This is a genomic window from Nitrobacter winogradskyi (assembly GCF_006539545.1).
GTDB lineage: Bacteria > Pseudomonadota > Alphaproteobacteria > Rhizobiales > Xanthobacteraceae > Nitrobacter > Nitrobacter winogradskyi_A.
Genome location: NZ_BJNF01000006.1, coordinates 23,949 through 40,257 on the forward strand (window position 1 = coordinate 23,949; position 16,309 = coordinate 40,257).

Genomic DNA, 16,309 nt, shown 5'->3' on the forward strand with positions numbered 1-16,309 from the left:
GGCATCACCGGGACGCATTCAATACTTCACATTCGCGAACAGCCGCACGTTCAGTCCCGGCAGCAATACCTGGTCCTTGTTGTAGGCGGCGGCGTTGCGAATCTGCTCATTTAGCAGGTTATCGCCGACGAGACCGACGGTCACCGCCTGTCCGCCCAGCCAGTGGTTTCCGGGCAGCATGGTCGTATAGCTGATCTCGGCTCGCAGCCGGTTGTAGCCGGGGGTGGGTGTCTCGACGTCGCTCACGTTGTTCTGCGCGAAGGCATGGAGCAGGTTGATGCGGGCGAGCCAGTTGGCGTCGCGGTAGAAGAAACCTCCGCCCAGGCGCTGCGGCGGAATCCGCGGCACGTTGGTGCCATCCGTGAAAGTCGCGCGGACGATGTCGTACTGCCCCTCGATGCCGAACATGCCGTTCCACAACGGAATCGCGTCGTACTGAAACTGCAATTCGCCGCCGCGGAACGTGGCGTCGCGCTGGCTGTAAACCGCCTGGTTGAGGTGGTGGCCGTGGCCGTGCGCGTCGTCATGGCCATGGTCGTCGTGATCATCGTGATCGTGGTCGTCATGGTCGTCGTGATCGTGATGATCATGGGTGTGGCACGAGGCGAAGTCGTCGTCGCAGAATGCGCCGGTCAGGCGCCGGTAGATGAAGTTGTTGAAACGCGTGTAGTAGCCCGTCGCCTCGAAGCGGAGCGGGCCCTTGGCGCGCCGCAGACCCACTTCGACCGATTGCGCGGTCTCGATCTTCAGGTTCGGATTGCCGATGTCGAAAGTGGTGGTGGCGTGATGGATGCCGCGGGAGAACAGCTCCGCCGGCTTCGGCGCGCGCTGGACAAACTGGCCGGTGACGCTGGCGACAAGGTCACCCGGCAGGTCCTGCAGCAGGCCGACGCTGGCGCTGGCCGGCGTGAAGGAGAGATCGCGCGCGATCGGCAGCTGCGCCGACCCGTCCGGCATGAAACTGGCCGGAAAGTCCGGCATCGTGCCGTTCAGCCACACATGCTCCACGCGACCGGCGATTTGCGCGCGCGTCGTGGGCGCGAGCTGAAACTCGTTGAAGATGTAGGTTCCGATCCGGGAGTTCGAGTTCGGCGCAAACAATCCGTTGTAGAGCGCCCCCGCGTTCTCTGGACTGCTCGCTGCGAGATCCTGATGTCCGCCCTGAATCCCGATCGCGGTGGTGACAGGGATGGCCCCGAGCATGTAGGGCGCGAGTTGGACCTCGAGCCGGCCTTCCTGCGAACGGTCGGTGAAGGTCTGATGGATGCCGTCGCTGGACGGATCGTGGGCGTCTTCCAGTCCGCGTTCGTGGTGCCTGTAGTCCACGGCGCCGAGCCAGATACGCACGGCGTCGATCAGCGCGGAATCAGGGCGATATTCTCCCTTGACGGTCACGCGGTTCTGGCGGCCGTCGATACGCTCCTTGAAGTCGGCGCCGTGATCGCCGGGGATATGGTAGAGGACGTTGTTGTGAGCGATGGAAGCGCCAATGAAGCCGCCATCGAACAGGTACGACGCTCCGACGGATGCGCCCATGCTGCGGTTCGAGGTATTGGCCTGGTAGCGGCCGCCGGGGATCGCATAGTCGTCGGCGCGGCGGCCATAAGCGTCGGCGTGAACCGCCACGTTGTCGGCGCCGGCGTCGATCAGCACGGCCCCTTCGAGACCGTTGTTGACGGACGAAAGCGCCGAGCGGGTCTCGGCATTGAGGCAGCCATTGGCGGTGGCCGGGGGCTTGACCCCGAAACCGTAGGCCTGCCACGGCGTCGGACCGCACGGCATTTGCTCCGGTATGCGATTATTACTGGCGCTGACCACGCCGCCGATGGCCGTCGACCCGTAACGCAGCGCCGCCGGGCCGCGGATCACCTCGACCTGATTGGTCGAAAGCGGATCGATCGGCACGAAGTGGTCCTCGCCGAGATCGGAGGCCCCATTGCTTCCGATGCCGTTCTCCACGATGCCGACGCGATTGACGTCGAGGCCGCGAATGATGGGCCGGCTCGATGCGCCGGGTGCATAGGAGGAGCCGGTGATGCCGGGCTTGTCGTTGAGAAGGTCGCCCAGCGTCGCGGCTCCGTTGCGGCGAATCTCTTCATTCGTCACCACGGTCACGGTCGCGAACTGATCGGTCACGATGGGGAGCGTGCCCCGGAGATCGGGGGAAGCCGGCTGCGGTGCGCTGGCTATCTCGGGTTGCTGCGGCGCGGAAGGCCTCGTCGTGCCGCGGCGGGCTGTGCGCGCTGGTGTCGTTGGAGCCGGCCGTGCGTGGCGCACGATCGGACTGGGCGCGTTGACCACGATTCCGGGCAGGGTTGTCTGGGCGGAAACGTCATCGGGGATTCCCATGGCAAGGGCTGGAAGCGACATTGCGCCGAGGCGCGCCATCGCAAGAAAATGATTGGAAGAAAAAGGCATCTGGCTGGTCCTGACACGACCGACGTTCCGCTCGCAGCGGTCGGGGCCGTCGAAGTCGATAAACAACTTGCGAAATTCGTCGGTCAAAAGCCCCGCGCGGCGCGGCGGCCGTTACCGGATCGACGTCAGGACGAAGGAGGGGCGCGTGGCTGAAAGACGACACGCCGTGATTCGAGGTGATTGAATTCGGCCGCGGCGGTCAGATAGCGGACATGATACGCGTCCGGGAGCGGCAGAACTGGAGGTGCCGAGAACAGTACCGTCCGCGCGAGCGCAAGGACGGCACAAACGGCGCAGTGATCGCTGTCCTGATCCTGGCTCGACGCCGGTTCCGCCGGCCGCGTGGCCGAGGCATTTGCGGGATCACTGAGCGATGCGTCGTGGGTCGCGAGGGTCTTGTCGGTCCCGGCGGCGTCGCTGGCCTGAATCGCGATGGCGGGCGCCGCGAGCGCCACCGCGCCGTGATGATGGCCGAACGACAGCACAAACTGGATCGCGAGCGCGAACAGCGCGAGCCGCGATCCATGTTTGATGTTCGACCGGAACCACTTCATTGCATCTGCCCTATGCCCTCGCGGGATCGTTCCGCAGCGGCTCGGATGTTATAATATAACGCCTGGGTTCCGGCCGGATGTCAACGGCGACCTGCCGGCGGTAGCTCAAGATGTGGCCGCCAATTCGGGAATGTGGATTTTGTGCAACGGATCGCGCGACCGGATCGGTTCAGCGCCCTTCCCGAAGCCAGGTCGCGGCAAAGGCGCCGAGCAGCAGCAACAGGCCGATCAGTCCGGCGAACACCGGCAGCACGCCGACGCCGCGCACCACGCTGGCGTCACGCATCCGCACGCCCAGCCAGCCCTCGCCGCGAAACACGCTGGAGGCATGCACCGGGACGATGCGCGGAACGTCGATGGCGGAGCCATCCGCGATGCGCCGGGCGTCACCGCCGCTGGCCTGCGCGAGCGGCCTGAGCGCCTCGATGGTTGAGGTGACCTCGGAAAACTCCTTTGGATTGGCGGGACCGACGTTGATCAGGGCTTTCAGGGTGCCGTCGGTTGCCTGCCACAATCCGAGTTCGTCCGCCGCCAATGCCGCCTTCCACAAACCGGGTTCCGCGGCCTCCAGCGTGAGTTCGCGGGTCTTGCCGGAGGGCGAGGTGACGGTGACCGGCGTGACGGTATCGGCCATGGTCTGGCGCTGCACGAGGAGGTCCTTGCCCTGCACGGCGAGCCGCAGCGTTTCTTCCTCGAGTTCGGGCTGCTTCATCAGCCAGTGCGACATCCGCCGCAGCAGGTCGAGATGCGGACCGCCGCCCTCGAAACCCCTCGCCCACAGCCAGATGTGATCCGACAACAGCAGCGCCACCCGGCCTTCGTCATAACGGGACAGCAACAGCAGGGGCTGGCCGTCGGCGCCGGTCATGACCGGCGGCACCGCGACGTTGCGGGTGTCGACTTCGCGGAAGAATCGGCTCCAGCGCGGCGGATCGCTCGCGGAGCCTTCAAGCCCCCGCGTGACGGGATGGCGCTTGCCGGCTTCGCTGAGCCGGGCGTGGAACGGCTTTTCAGTGACGCCGACCGGCTCGGCCGGCAGCACAGTGTCCAGCGGCGTCCGCCAGATGCTGGTGGTCGAGGCGTAGTCCGGTCCGGCCGAAACCAGCACCGCGCCGCCCGCGCGCACGTAACGCGCGATGTTGTCGAAATAGGCGGTTGGCAACACGCCCTGGCGCGCATAGCGGTCGAAGATGATGAGCTGAAATTCGTTGATCTTCTCCTGAAACAGCTCACGCGTCGGGAAAGCGATCAGCGACAGTTCGTGGATGGGCGTGCCGTCCTGCTTTTCGGGCGGACGCAGGATCGTGAAGTGAACCAGGTCGACGCTGGGGTCCGACTTCAAGAGGTTGCGCCATGTGCGCTCGCCGGAATGCGGCTCGCCCGATACCAACAGCACCCGCAGCTTGTCGCGGACGCCGTCGATCGGCACCACGGCGCGATTGTTGACCAGCGTCAGTTCGTCCGCGAGAGGCGAGGCTTCGATCTCGACGATGTTCTGCCCGGCATGTTTGATGCCGACCTCGACCTTCACGGTTTCCCCGCTCAGAACGCTACGCTCGCTGATGATGTCGCCGTCGCGGCGCACCACCACTTTCGCGAGTTCGCCGCTGACGCCCTGGTCGTCGAGCCGGTAGGTGACGGTCTGGCTCTGGCCGACGATGCCGAAGCGCGGCGCGGCGACAATAGCGACGCGGCGGTCGCGTTCGTTTGTGTGGCCGGTGATCAGGGCATGGACCGGCGCCTTGAATCCGAGCGCGGCGGCGTTGTCCGGAATGTCGTGAACGCGCCCGTCGGTGATCAGGAAGGCCCCGGCGACGCGGTCGGTCGGCACATCGGACAGGGTCGAGGAAAGCGCCGAGAACAACCGGGTGCCGTCGGTCTCGCCGTCCGCCTGGCCTGCATCGACGACGCGGACTTCAAGTCCCTTGACCTGCTTGAGGCGGTCGACAAGCGCGTCGCGCGCCTTCGCGGCCTGATCGGCGCGGTCCCCGAAATTCTGGCTCGGGCTCTTGTCGACGATGACGGCGGCCACCGATGGCAGCGGTTCGCGCTCCTCCCGGGTGAACGACGGATTGGCGAGCGCGAGCAGGATCAGCGCCAGCGCCGCCACCCGCACCGCCGCGCCGCGCGCGCGGCCTATCAGAAGCAGCACCGTGATCACGGCGATCGCGGCGAAAGCGCTCCACAGCACGATCGTGGGAACCAGCGGCGCGAAGGCGATGCTATACTGCATGCTGCGGTCCTACTGCCCCAGCCGTTCGATCAGCGCGGGCGCATGAACCTGATCGGCCTTGTAGTTGCCGGTCAGCGTATACATCACGATGTTGACCCCGGCGCGGAACGCGAATTCGCGCTGGCGCGGCGCGCCCGGCGAGAGCGGCAGCATCGGCTGGCCGTCGGCACGCATCGCCCAGGCGCCCGCGAGATCGTTCGAGGTGATGATGATCGGCGAGACGCCGTCGCCGCCGCGTGCCGGACGTGAAGCTGCTTCGTCATCCTCGCTGCGCGGCAGGGCCTCGACCCAGGTCTGGCCGGTGGTGAAGCGGCCCGGAAAGCCGTGCAGAAGGTAGAACGTCTTGGCCAGCACATGCTCGTGCGGCACCGGCTCTAGCTCGGGGATGTCGAGCGACGCCAGAATGGTGCGCAGTTGTTGCATTCCGGGCGTTCGGGATTCGCCGTCGGTCCCCGGCAGCGCATCGATCGCGTCGCGGGTGTCGAACAGAATGGTGCCGCCCTGCTTCATGTAGGCGTCGATCCGGTCGAGCGCCTTTTGCGGCGGCTTCGGCGCGCCCGGCACCACCGGCCAGTAGATCAGCGGGAAGAACGCCAGTTCGTCGCGCGCCGGATCGACGCCGACCGGATCGCCGGCTTCAAGCGCCGTGCGCTGCGCCAGGAACAATGTCAGTCCGCTCATTCCCGCCTTGACGATGGCGTCGACGCCGGCGTCGCCGGTCACGACATAGGCGAGCCGGGTCTGCGCCACGGCCTTCATCGCGAAGGTGTCGTTTGCGCCGTCGGCGCGGGACGGCGAGGGTGTTATCGCGATCGCCGGCAATGCGAGAGCGAGAGCCAGCGCCGCCTGGGCCGCGCGGCGGCGCAGCAGCATCGCCAGGCCGCCGCCGAGCAGCGCCACGATGACGGCGTCGGCCAGAAACAGCGCAAGCGCCGACGATAGCAGGATGCCGCGCAGATCAAGCGGTTCGGCGTTGGTGAAACTTGCGCGCCGCGCCGTCAGGTTCGACGTGTCGAGCGGTACGATCCGGTCGGTGGCCGCCAGCGTGTTGACGGCGATCGGCCCGTCGGCCGGGCCGTAGAATCCCGGTGGATGCTCAATGGTGCCACGGCCGCGATCATCGACCGGCAAGGGTTTGACATTGGCGGGCGGCGGCGTGAGAACGCCGAAACCATCGAGCGTCCGCAGCGGCGCGGCGGTTTCCGTCCGGGTGTCCGTGTCGATCCTGCCGATGTTCGCCGTGTAGCCGGAGGCATCGACGATCCGCCGCAGCATCTCGACGAAAGTGCCGGACATCGGCAGATCGGACCAGCGCATGTCGGCGCTGATGTGGAATAGCGCCAGCAGGCCCTTGCCGCGGCGCTCGCCGGTCACCAGCGGCGTGCCGTCGACCAGCGACGCCCAGCTCTTCGTTGCGAGCGTCGCATCCGGTTCGGCGAGCACCTGCCGGCTGACGGTCACGTCATTCGGCACCGGCAGGCCAGCGAACGGTCCGTCCTCGGCCAGCGCCGCCAGATGCTGCGGTTTTTCCCAGGTCAGGCTGCCGCCGAGGCTACGGCCGCCGCGCCGTAATTTGACCGGGACCAGGCCGTCGTCCGCTTGCGCCAAACGCGGCCCCGCGAACCGCACCAGCACGCCGCCACGGTCGATCCAGTCGTCGATCCGATGGCGTAGTTCCGGTGAAAGCGCCCCGACGTCGGCCATGACGATCATCGGCAGCTTCTGATCCAGAAACTGGGTGATGGCCTGCTGCGGGGCGCTCTTGTCGCCGAGCCGGACATCGGCGAACGGCGCCAGCGCGCGGCTCAAATAGAAGGTCGGCGCGAGCAGCGGCTGCGCCCTTTCGGCGCTCGATCCGCTGACCACGCCGATGGCGCGCCTTCGCCAGCGCTTGTCGAGCAACTGCACCGCGCCCGCCGACCGTTCCCCGGCGATCTCCAGCCGGGCGATGTCGTTGCGCAGCTCCAGCGGCAGGTCGAACGCGGCTTCGGTTTCGCGATCCTGAAGCGCGAACGCATATGGCGCTTCGCCGATCGGCGCGCCTTTCTGGTCGAGCGCACGGACCATCCCGGCATCCATGCCGTTCGCGGCGGCGCGCAGCACCTTCACGGTCATCCGGGCGGCCGCATTCTCCGCCGCGGTCAGCGCGCGGGCGGGCGGCGCGCCGCCTTCGATGATGGTCAGCGAACGGTCGCCGATCACCTTGCGAAGTCCATCGACGAGTTCGGCCCCGCGCCCGCTGTCGATTCCGTCGGACAGCCATGCGATGTCGCTGTCGCCCGTCGCCATCAGGAAGCGTTCGAGCGCCGGCAGCGTCTCGACGCGTTCGACGGCGAAGGGTTTTGGCACGAGTTGGCGCAGCGCCACGCGCGCGGTGCCGGTGGGCATCAGCGTGATGTCGCGCGCCGGCTCCGACAAGGGCACGATGGCGACGCCCCGCCGGTCGCCGTCGGCTTCAGTGATCAGTTCATCCGCGGCCTTGATCCGGGTTTCCCAGCTCGATGCCGCGCTCCACCCATCGTCGAGCAGGATCGTCAGGGGTGCGGTGCTGCGGGCCGCGCCGGTTTTCGGATTCCAGACCGGACCGGCGGCCGCGAGAATCACCAGCGCCGCCGCCGCAAGCCGCAACGCCGTCAGCCACCACGGGGTGCGCGAAGGCGTTTCTTCCTTCGGGGCGATATCGAACAACAGCCGTGTCGGCGGAAAATCGATGCGGCGCGGGCGCGGCGGCATCACGCGAAGCAGCCACCACAGCAGCGGCAGGCTGAGCAGGCCGAGCAGCATCAGCGGTTGCAGGAATGACAGCGGAAGGGCCGGCATCATGCGGTGCGCTCCGCTCCGGCCGAGGCGCCGCCGCTTCCCCGGCTCGCCATCATGCCGCTGTGGAGAAACAACAGCAGGTCGGCGGCGGACCGGTCAGTGGTGTGAGTCGAGAACAGCCAGCCGAGTGTTCTGGTCTCAGAGCGAATCTGGTCGCGATGCAGCGCGACGCGCTTGACATAGTCGCCGGCCCATCGCTCGGCGCGGCCGGCGGTGATGACCCGGCCGTCCTCGGGCTCGACGAATTCGACGCGTCCCGAATAGGGGAATGTCTCCTCGGCGGGATCGACGACCTGTAAGAGCGTGCCGTGCGCGCCGGAAGCCGACAGCCCGGCCAGCATGGTCCGGATGTCGGCCACAGGCGACCAGAAGTCCGACAGCACCACGATCTCCGACCGGGCCGATGGCACGAACGAGGGCGGCAGACTGGCGCGGGCGCGATCGTCATGAAGCATCGCCTGGGCGATCCTGTCGATGACGTTGCGGCTCGCGGTCGGATTGATCAGTCCGGGAACGCCGACGCGTTCACCGCCGGCCACCAGCAATTCGGCAAGTGCGAACGTCACGATCAAGGCGCGCTCGAGCTTGCTGTCGCGCGCATCCCGGGAGGCGAAGGCCATCGACGCTGAGCGATCGGGCCAGATCCAGACGGTGTGCGCGGCCTCCCACTCGTGCTCGCGGACGTAGAGATGATCGTCGCGCGCGGAGCGGCGCCAGTCGACGTTCTGCGACGGCTCCCCGGACACGAAGCGCCGGTATTGCCAGAAGCTTTCGCCGGGGCCGGGGCGGCGGCGGCCATGCAGGCCATGAATGACATTGGCGGCGATGCGCCGGGCCTCCAGCACCAGACGCGGCAACGACGCCGCCAGCGTGCGGCTTTCACCATCGGCACGTCTGACGGCTTCGATCTCCTGCCTGACGTGCCCGGCGGCGGCGGCCATCAACCGATCCGTGATTTAAGTTGTTCGATGACGCCGGAGATGGAGCGACCTTCGGCGCGGGCCGAGAATGTCAGCGCCATGCGATGCTTGAGCACGGGCTCGGCGAGGTCGAGAACGTCGTCGATCGACGGCGCAAGGCGTCCGTCAAGCAGCGCTCGGGCGCGCACGGCCAGCATCAGCGACTGGCTGGCGCGCGGCCCCGGTCCCCACGCGATCAGTTTTCCGGTTTCGCCGCTCTCCGGGCCCGGACGCGCCGACCTGACCAGCGAAAGAATGGCTTCGACCACGCTGTCGCCGACCGGCAGCCGCCGCACCAGCCGCTGCGCGGCAAGAACGGCGTCGGCGTTCATCGCGGCTTTCGCGAGGGTCTCTCCGGCGCCGGTGGTCTCGAACAGGATGCGGCGTTCCGCGTCACGATCCGGATAGTCGACATCGATCTCCATCAGGAAGCGGTCGAGCTGCGCTTCCGGCAGCGGGTAGGTGCCTTCCTGCTCCAGCGGATTCTGCGTCGCAAGCACATGAAAGGGTTTCGGCAGATCGTGGCGCACGCCGGCGACGGTGATGTGCTGCTCCTGCATCGCCTGCAACAGTGCGGATTGCGTGCGCGGGCTGGCGCGGTTGATTTCATCCGCCATCAAAAGCTGTGCGAAGACCGGTCCGGGAATGAAGCGGAACGACCGCTTGCCGATGCTGCTCTCGTCCAGCACCTCGGCGCCGAGGATGTCCGACGGCATCAGGTCCGGTGTGAACTGGACGCGCTTGGCGTCGAGTCCGAGCGTGACGCCGAGCGTTTCGACGAGCTTGGTCTTGGCGAGGCCGGGAACGCCGATCAGGAGCGCATGACCCCCGGAAAGGATGGTCACCAGCGTATTTTCGACAACCCTGTCCTGACCGAAGATGACGGTGGAAATCGCGTCCCGCGCCGCGCGAACTTGCCCCGCGACCTGCTCCGCGGAGCGGACGATCACGTCTTCCAGTTTCTCAACGCCTTTGTCGGGGTCTGCGGCGGTCATCCGTCACTCCTTGCGCGTGGCCGCGCATCCGCGCCGTCACGCCATGAACTGTTAAACATACGCGATCGCTGTGTATTCCTCGAATTAAACTATCCCCATGTGATCGTCTGTGATCGTCTGTGATCGTCTGTGATCGTCGGGGAGTTCGAACTCCGGGCGGAGTCACAGATCGGGACCCGGTGTGACGGTTCCGGCATCCGGTGCGCCCATTGGTGTTGCGCCTGTTTTGTGCCAGAACAGGCTGGGCAACCTCAGGGTAAACCATGGCGAAGCAAGGGCAGCCGGAAAGCCGGACACTGGACGCGCTGATGACGGCCGCCCGTGACGCCGCCGGACCGCCTGGCAAGGGCCTGCCGCCGGTGCATCTGTGGAACCCGCCGTTTTGCGGCGATCTGGATATGCGAATAGCCAGCGACGGCACCTGGTTCTACATGCGAACCCCGATCGGCCGCCCGACATTGGTGCGGCTGTTCTCCACGATCCTAAAGCGTGAAGGCGATAGCCACTTTCTGGTGACGCCGGTGGAGAAGGTTGGCATCACCGTCGATGACGCGCCGTTCCTGGCCGTCGAGATGATCGAGGATCGGGATGCAGATGACCGTCTGCTGCATTTCCGCACCAACGTCGGCGACTGGGTGCCATGCGATTCCGGGCACCGGCTGCGTTTTGAGCCCTCGGCGGGCGGCGGATTGAAGCCTTATCTGCACGTTCGGGCTGGTCTCTGGGCCAAAGTGACGAGGGCCTTGTATTACGATCTTGTTGACATGGGCGCGCAACGGATGGTCGATAACAAAATGATGTTCGGCATCGAATCGGGAGGCGAGTTCTTTGCGATGGCGGATGCCGAGCAGGTGAGGGACGCAGGTTGAACGTGCCCATGGTGAGGACAGGCGCCGCCACCACTGTCGGCGCCGGGGAGTTTTTCGACCGCGCGCGGGAGCGGTTGCGTTTCGACATTCCGCCGGGGCTCACCGACGCCGGCATCGTTCCCTTGACCGGTGACGATGACAACGATGCAGTGCTCCGCACGATCGCTCTGGAAACGCCGATCCGGCCGGCGGCGGTGCTGATTCCGGTGATTGCGCGCGAACAGCCGACGGTGCTGCTGACGCAGCGCGCGGCGCATCTCAAGGAGCATGCCGGTCAGATCGCGTTTCCCGGCGGCAAGATCGACGCCACCGATGCCTCGCCGATCGACGCGGCGCTGCGGGAGGCGTGGGAAGAAGTCGGGTTGACCCGCGACTTCGTGGAGCCGATCGGGTATCTTGATCTTTACGGGACGAGTTTCGGCTTCCGCATCCTGCCGACACTGGCGCGGGTGAGGCCGGGATTTGATCTTCGCATCAATACGAATGAAGTGGACGACGCATTCGAGGTACCGCTGTCGTTTCTGATGAACCCTCTCAATCACAAACTCGGCCGGAAGCAATTCCGCGGCAGAACGCGCTCGTTCTACGAGATGCCGTTCGCCGAGCGAAATATCTGGGGTGCGACTGCCGGGATCCTGCGCGTACTGTATGAGCGAGTCTATCTGAAATGATGCGTCCAATTCTAATGGAGCTCGGGATCTTCCTGATTCCGTTCGCCGTTTACGCGGCATATCTCATCGCCAACCGTGTGGACTTCATGATCGCCGCCTCATGGCCGGCGCACATCGTCTTGAGGCTCTCGCTCGCGGCACTGGTGCTGGTCGTCGTCAGTTTCATTTTGCTGGCGAATTTCTCCGGCTCGCCGCCGGATTCGACCTATGTTCCGGCGCATCTCGAAAACGGGAAGCTTGTGCCCGGAGTCGAGAGGTGAACGTGGCCCGCTCGCTATGCGATGCGGGCTGGCTCAAATCAGGTCCGGCGGTACGCGTTCTTTCGCTGCTCAGCGGAAACGGCGAGGAGGCGCGGGTCGTCGGCGGCGCCGTTCGCAACGCCTTGATGGGCCTGCCCGTCGTCGAGATCGATATCGCCACCACCGCGCCGCCCGAGGAAATCATGCGCCGCGCGGCCGCGGCCCGCATCAAGAGCATTCCGACCGGGGTCGAGCACGGCACCGTCACGCTGGTCGTCGAGGGCAAGCCGGTCGAGGTCACGACGCTGCGCGAGGATGTTGAAACCTTCGGCCGCAAGGCCAGGGTTGCATTCGGTCGGGATTGGGCGCGCGATGCCGAGCGTCGCGATTTCACCATCAACGGCCTGTCGGTCGATAGCGACGGCACGGTGCACGATCATGTCGGCGGACTCGACGACATCGCGGCCAGGCGGGTGCGCTTCATCGGCGATCCGGACCGTCGTATCGCGGAGGACTACCTGCGCATTCTCCGCTTTTTCCGGATCCACGCCGCCTATGGCGCAGGCGAGCCCGATCGCGATGGCTATCTTGCCTGCATCCGCGGCCGCGCCGGATTGGCCACGCTGTCGGCCGAACGCCTGCGGGCCGAGATACTGAAGCTGCTTCTCGCCGATGGCGCCGTGGACGCGGCGGTGGCGATGGAGGATGGCGGCCTGCTGCTGGCCGTTTTCGGCGGGGTGGCCTATCGCGGGCCGCTCGCGGTGATGATGGCGGCGGAATCCGCGCTCGAACTTGCGCCCGATCCGATCCGCCGGCTCGCGGCGCTTGCGGTGTCGGTGACTGAAGATGCGCGGCGGCTCGCGCAGCGATTGCGGCTCTCCAATGCCGAGGCGAAACAGCTGGACTCGATGGGACATCGCTGGTGGCGGCTCGGCAGCATGGACGAGGCGACCGCCCGCCGGCGGCTGTATCGTCTTGGCGCGACGCGCTTTCGTGACCGGCTGATGCAGGCCTGGTCAAAGGCGGGGCTCGGCGCCGATCCGGCGCCGTGGCTAAACGTCGCAACCCTGCCGCGGCGCTGGCAGCCGCCGGCCTTCCCTTTGAAGGCCGAGGATTTCATCGTTCGCGGAATCGCGGAAGGCCCTGCGCTCGGACACGTTCTGACGATCGCGGAAGACGCCTGGCTCGCGGAGGACTTCCCGCTCGACTCCGCGCGGCTTTCGGCGATCGCCGATCAGACCGTCGCACGGTTCACGCGTGATCACCGGCTGTGAGCCTGGCCGAAATACTCCCTTAGGGCCATTTCACCTCGGGAGGCATCGAGGAGAGGATCGACTCCACGTTGCCGCCGGTCTTCAGCCCGAAAATGGTGCCGCGATCGTAGAGAAGATTGAACTCGGCGTAGCGTCCGCGCCGGATCAACTGCTCCTCGCGATCCGCCGCCGTCCACGGCGTGCTGAAGTTGCGGCGCACAAGCTCGGGGTAGACCTTGAGCAGCGCCCGTCCGACCTCCTGCGTGAAGGCTAGATCGGCGTCCCAGTCGCCGCTGTCATGCCAGTCATAGAAGATGCCGCCGATTCCGCGCGCTTCCTTGCGGTGCGGCAGATGGAAATACTCGTCGCACCAGGTCTTGTATTTGTCATAGTCGGCCACGGCATGGGCATCGCAGGCGGACTTCATCGCCGCGTGGAACGCGACGCTGTCGGGGTCTTCCTGCGTGCGCCGCCGCATCAGCACGGGCGTCAGGTCGCCGCCGCCGCCGAACCACGCTTTCGTGGTCACCACGAAGCGCGTGTTCATGTGAACGGCGGGAATATGCGGATTGCGCATGTGGGCGATCAGCGAGATGCCCGACGCCCAGAAATTCGGATCATCCGCCGCTCCCGGAATCTGCGCGCGAAACTCCGGCGCGAATTCACCATGCACGGTCGAGCAGTGCACGCCGACCTTCTCGAACAGCCGCCCGTGCATCATCGACATGACACCGCCGCCGCCCGGCTGGCCGGTGTGGTCGGTCCGCTCCCACGGCGTGCGGACGAAACGCCCCGCGTTGCCGGGATAGAGCGAGGCGGGAGCGTCGTCTTCCAGCTTCTCGAAAGCCGAGCAGATATCGTCGCGCAGTTGCTCGAACCAGGATCGCGCGCGGGCCTTGCGATCCTCCAGCGTGCGATCCTCCAACCGGGTTGCCTCCATCGAGGTCTCCTTCACGGGATAAAACCGATTCATTCTTTACGACGGAACATGCGGACCGAAATAGGCGCAGCTTTCGCCGCAGCTGTCGCGATGCACGCTGACGCGGGTCACGGCTCCCGCGTGCTGGACATGATCCCAGATGAAGCGCGCCAGATTCTCCAGCGTCGGCGGGCCAAGTCCTTCGACGTCGTTGAGGAGCTTATGGTCGAGCTTGTTCCGGACCTCGCCCATGCCCCGTTCGAGCAGGCCGAGATCGAGCACCATGCCGCTCGCGGGATCGGGCGTACCGCGCAGGCTCACCTCGGCCCGGAACGAATGGCCGTGGATCTCCATGCTCGCGGCTCCCAATGTCGTTCCCGGCAGCGCATGCGCGGCCTCGAAGCGGAACGATTTCGTCAACTCCCACATTCTGAAGTTCGCCTCCATATGGATGCGCGGGTGGAGCCCGCGTCCGCGCATGACGTCTTTACGCGTTGCCGCTCGTCCATTTCTACCTGATCCCAAGCGTCTTGTGTGTTTGCAGGCTGAGCCGCCACTGCGGATGCCGCAGGCAATAATCGATGGCGCGCGCAGTGTTTTCGGCCGCATCCGGCCCATCCATCGGTTGCAACGAGAACCGATCGAAGGCGAGATTGACAAAATCCTCCGGCCGGGCATCCGCCTGCGGATAGACCAGCTTGAGTTCGTGACCTCGCCTGATGCGCAGATCGGCGCCGGCCTTTGGGCTGACGCACAGCCAGTCGATGCCGTCGGGCGGCGCAAGGGTGCCGTTGGTCTCGATTCCGACTTCGAAGCCGCGGGCGTGCAGCGCGTCGACGAACGCCTTGTCGACCTGCAACAGCGGCTCGCCTCCGGTCAACACCGTGTAGCGATGAGCGGCCGGTCCGGCCCATTGCCCGGCGACGGTGTCGGCCAGCGCATCGGCGGTGGCGTAGCGTCCGCCCAGCGTGCCGTCGGTGCCCACGAAATCCGTGTCGCAGAACCGGCAGGTGGCTGAAGCACGATCTTCTTCGCGGCCGCTCCAGAGGTTGCAGCCGGAGAAGCGGCAGAATACCGCGGCGCGGCCCGCATGGGCGCCTTCGCCTTGCAGCGTCAGAAAAATTTCCTTGACCGCGTAACTCACGGGATCCTTTCCGTCAGGGCCGGTTCTGTCTGCCGCAGAGCCTCGCCCACAGCCATGGCGGCTGCCATGGCGACGTTCAGCGAACGTAACGCGGGCTTCAAGGGTATCACCAGACGCGCGTTCGCGGCTGCTGCCACGGCATCCGGCACCCCGGCGCTTTCGCGGCCGAACAACAGAATATCGGTAGCCGCATAACGATGGTCCAGATAGGGCAGGGCGCCCCTGGTCGTGAACAGGACCAGCCGCCCGCCGTCGCCGGCGCGCCATTGCTCGAATTTCAGCCAGGAATCGTGGCGCACGATGGTGACCTGGTCGAGATAGTCCATGCCCGCCCGGCGGAAATGCCGGTCCGAGACCGGAAATCCGGCGGGCTCGATGATGTGGGCTTCAACGCCGAGGCACGCGCACAGACGCAGGATTGTCCCGGTGTTCTGCGGGATATCGGGTTGAAAAAGTGCGATCCGCATTGGCTCGATGATTGTCCTGAGATGACTGTCCTGAGATGATTTCGCGGCTGCCGCATTTTGTGCGCTGCACGAATGAGACCGATAGCGCACTTGCGCTGATCCGGCGAGGGTGCCAATAAAACGGCCGCTTGCAAGATGCATCCCTGGAATGGTTACACCTCATAGCAACAAGACCGGCAGCGGGTAGGAAAGGGTTGGAATCGTGACGACATCGTCTTCGGCAGGACAAAGCCGCCGTGATTTCCTTTTTGTGGCGACCGGCGCGGTCGCCGCCGTCGGTGCGGCCGCCGCGGCCTGGCCGCTGGTGGCCCAGCTCAACCCGGACGCCTCCACGATCGCCGCGGGCGCGCCGATCGAGGTCGATCTCTCTCCGATCGCCGAAGGGCAGGACATCAAGGTGTTCTGGCGCGGCAAGCCGATCTTCATCAGCCACCGCACCAAGAAGCAGATCGAGGAAGCCCGCAACGTCAATGTCGCGAGCCTGCCTGACCCGCAGCCGGATTCGGCGCGCGTCAAGGAAGGCCATGACCAGTGGCTGGTGGTCATCGGCATCTGTACCCACCTGGGCTGCGTGCCGATCGCGCATGAGGGCGCTTATGACGGCTTCTTCTGCCCCTGCCACGGCTCGGTGTACGACACCTCCGGCCGTATCCGCCAGGGCCCCGCGCCCTCCAACCTTCCGGTGCCGCCTTACGCCTTCATTTCCGACAGCAAGATCAAGATCGGCTAAGGCCCAGCCGTCCCGAACCGAACGCGTCGTCTCATTCG

15 protein-coding genes are annotated in these 16,309 nt (G+C 66.0%); 5 read left to right on the forward strand and 10 right to left on the reverse strand.

The features are described 5' to 3' along the window. Nucleotides 1-18: 18 nt before the first annotated feature. From NWI01_RS01685 to NWI01_RS01710, 6 genes are all read right to left on the reverse strand, one after another. Complete coding sequence (locus NWI01_RS01685) at nt 19-2,418, reverse strand: TonB-dependent receptor domain-containing protein (protein ID WP_141382094.1); 2,400 nt, start codon at nt 2,416-2,418, stop codon at nt 19-21. 125 nt (nt 2,419-2,543) lie between these two features. Beyond that, complete coding sequence (locus tag NWI01_RS01690; RefSeq protein ID WP_141382096.1) at nt 2,544-2,972, reverse strand: DUF2946 family protein; 429 nt, start codon at nt 2,970-2,972, stop codon at nt 2,544-2,546. A gap of 169 nt (nt 2,973-3,141) precedes the next feature. Further along, nucleotides 3,142-5,205, reverse strand: a complete 2,064-nt coding sequence (locus NWI01_RS01695; RefSeq protein ID WP_141382098.1) for a hypothetical protein — start codon at nt 5,203-5,205, stop codon at nt 3,142-3,144. Between the two features lie 9 nt (nt 5,206-5,214). Continuing rightward, nucleotides 5,215-8,025: a DUF4159 domain-containing protein gene (locus tag NWI01_RS01700; protein ID WP_141382156.1), complete on the reverse strand. Its 2,811-nt coding sequence runs from the start codon at nt 8,023-8,025 to the stop codon at nt 5,215-5,217. After that, nucleotides 8,025-8,966 carry a DUF58 domain-containing protein gene (locus NWI01_RS01705; protein WP_181410333.1) on the reverse strand — a complete coding sequence of 314 codons (942 nt, stop codon included), beginning with the start codon at nt 8,964-8,966 and terminating at the stop codon, nt 8,025-8,027. The genes NWI01_RS01700 and NWI01_RS01705 overlap by 1 nt, the downstream gene beginning before the upstream one ends. Further along, on the reverse strand, nt 8,966-9,979 hold the full coding sequence (locus NWI01_RS01710; RefSeq protein ID WP_141382102.1) for an AAA family ATPase: 1,014 nt from the start codon (nt 9,977-9,979) through the stop codon (nt 8,966-8,968). Before NWI01_RS01710 ends, NWI01_RS01705 begins: the two co-directional genes overlap by 1 nt. Nucleotides 9,980-10,242: 263 nt before the next feature. Here NWI01_RS01710 and NWI01_RS01715 point away from each other — a divergent pair, with 263 nt between their 5' ends. From NWI01_RS01715 to NWI01_RS01730, 4 genes are read left to right on the forward strand one after another with little or no spacing between them, the layout of a single operon-like run. Beyond that, nucleotides 10,243-10,848, forward strand: a complete 606-nt coding sequence (locus tag NWI01_RS01715; protein ID WP_141382104.1) for a DUF1285 domain-containing protein — start codon at nt 10,243-10,245, stop codon at nt 10,846-10,848. An 8-nt stretch (nt 10,849-10,856) separates the two neighbouring features. Beyond that, complete coding sequence (locus NWI01_RS01720; RefSeq protein WP_181410334.1) at nt 10,857-11,519, forward strand: CoA pyrophosphatase; 663 nt, start codon at nt 10,857-10,859, stop codon at nt 11,517-11,519. Further along, nucleotides 11,516-11,779 carry a DUF6111 family protein gene (locus NWI01_RS01725; protein WP_141382108.1) on the forward strand — a complete coding sequence of 88 codons (264 nt, stop codon included), beginning with the start codon at nt 11,516-11,518 and terminating at the stop codon, nt 11,777-11,779. Before NWI01_RS01720 ends, NWI01_RS01725 begins: the two co-directional genes overlap by 4 nt. After that, complete coding sequence (locus NWI01_RS01730; protein WP_141382110.1) at nt 11,776-13,032, forward strand: CCA tRNA nucleotidyltransferase; 1,257 nt, start codon at nt 11,776-11,778, stop codon at nt 13,030-13,032. Before NWI01_RS01725 ends, NWI01_RS01730 begins: the two co-directional genes overlap by 4 nt. A gap of 19 nt (nt 13,033-13,051) precedes the next feature. On the opposite strand, the gene hemF is transcribed toward NWI01_RS01730, so the two are convergent. From hemF to NWI01_RS01750, 4 genes are all read right to left on the reverse strand, one after another. Then, nucleotides 13,052-13,951, reverse strand: a complete 900-nt coding sequence (gene hemF / locus NWI01_RS01735; protein ID WP_141382112.1) for an oxygen-dependent coproporphyrinogen oxidase — start codon at nt 13,949-13,951, stop codon at nt 13,052-13,054. A gap of 36 nt (nt 13,952-13,987) precedes the next feature. After that, nucleotides 13,988-14,359, reverse strand: a complete 372-nt coding sequence (locus NWI01_RS01740; RefSeq protein WP_011315823.1) for a 6-carboxytetrahydropterin synthase — start codon at nt 14,357-14,359, stop codon at nt 13,988-13,990. Between the two features lie 82 nt (nt 14,360-14,441). After that, complete coding sequence (gene queE, locus NWI01_RS01745) at nt 14,442-15,074, reverse strand: 7-carboxy-7-deazaguanine synthase (RefSeq protein ID WP_141382114.1); 633 nt, start codon at nt 15,072-15,074, stop codon at nt 14,442-14,444. Then, nucleotides 15,071-15,541, reverse strand: coding sequence for a tRNA (cytidine(34)-2'-O)-methyltransferase (locus tag NWI01_RS01750; RefSeq protein ID WP_141382116.1), 471 nt, complete (start codon nt 15,539-15,541; stop codon nt 15,071-15,073). The genes queE and NWI01_RS01750 overlap by 4 nt, the downstream gene beginning before the upstream one ends. Nucleotides 15,542-15,743: 202 nt before the next feature. Between NWI01_RS01750 and petA the strand changes: the two genes are divergently transcribed. Then, a complete protein-coding gene (petA, locus tag NWI01_RS01755; RefSeq protein WP_141382118.1) occupies nt 15,744-16,271 on the forward strand; it encodes a ubiquinol-cytochrome c reductase iron-sulfur subunit in 528 nt (175 codons plus the stop codon). Nucleotides 16,272-16,309 lie beyond the last annotated feature (38 nt).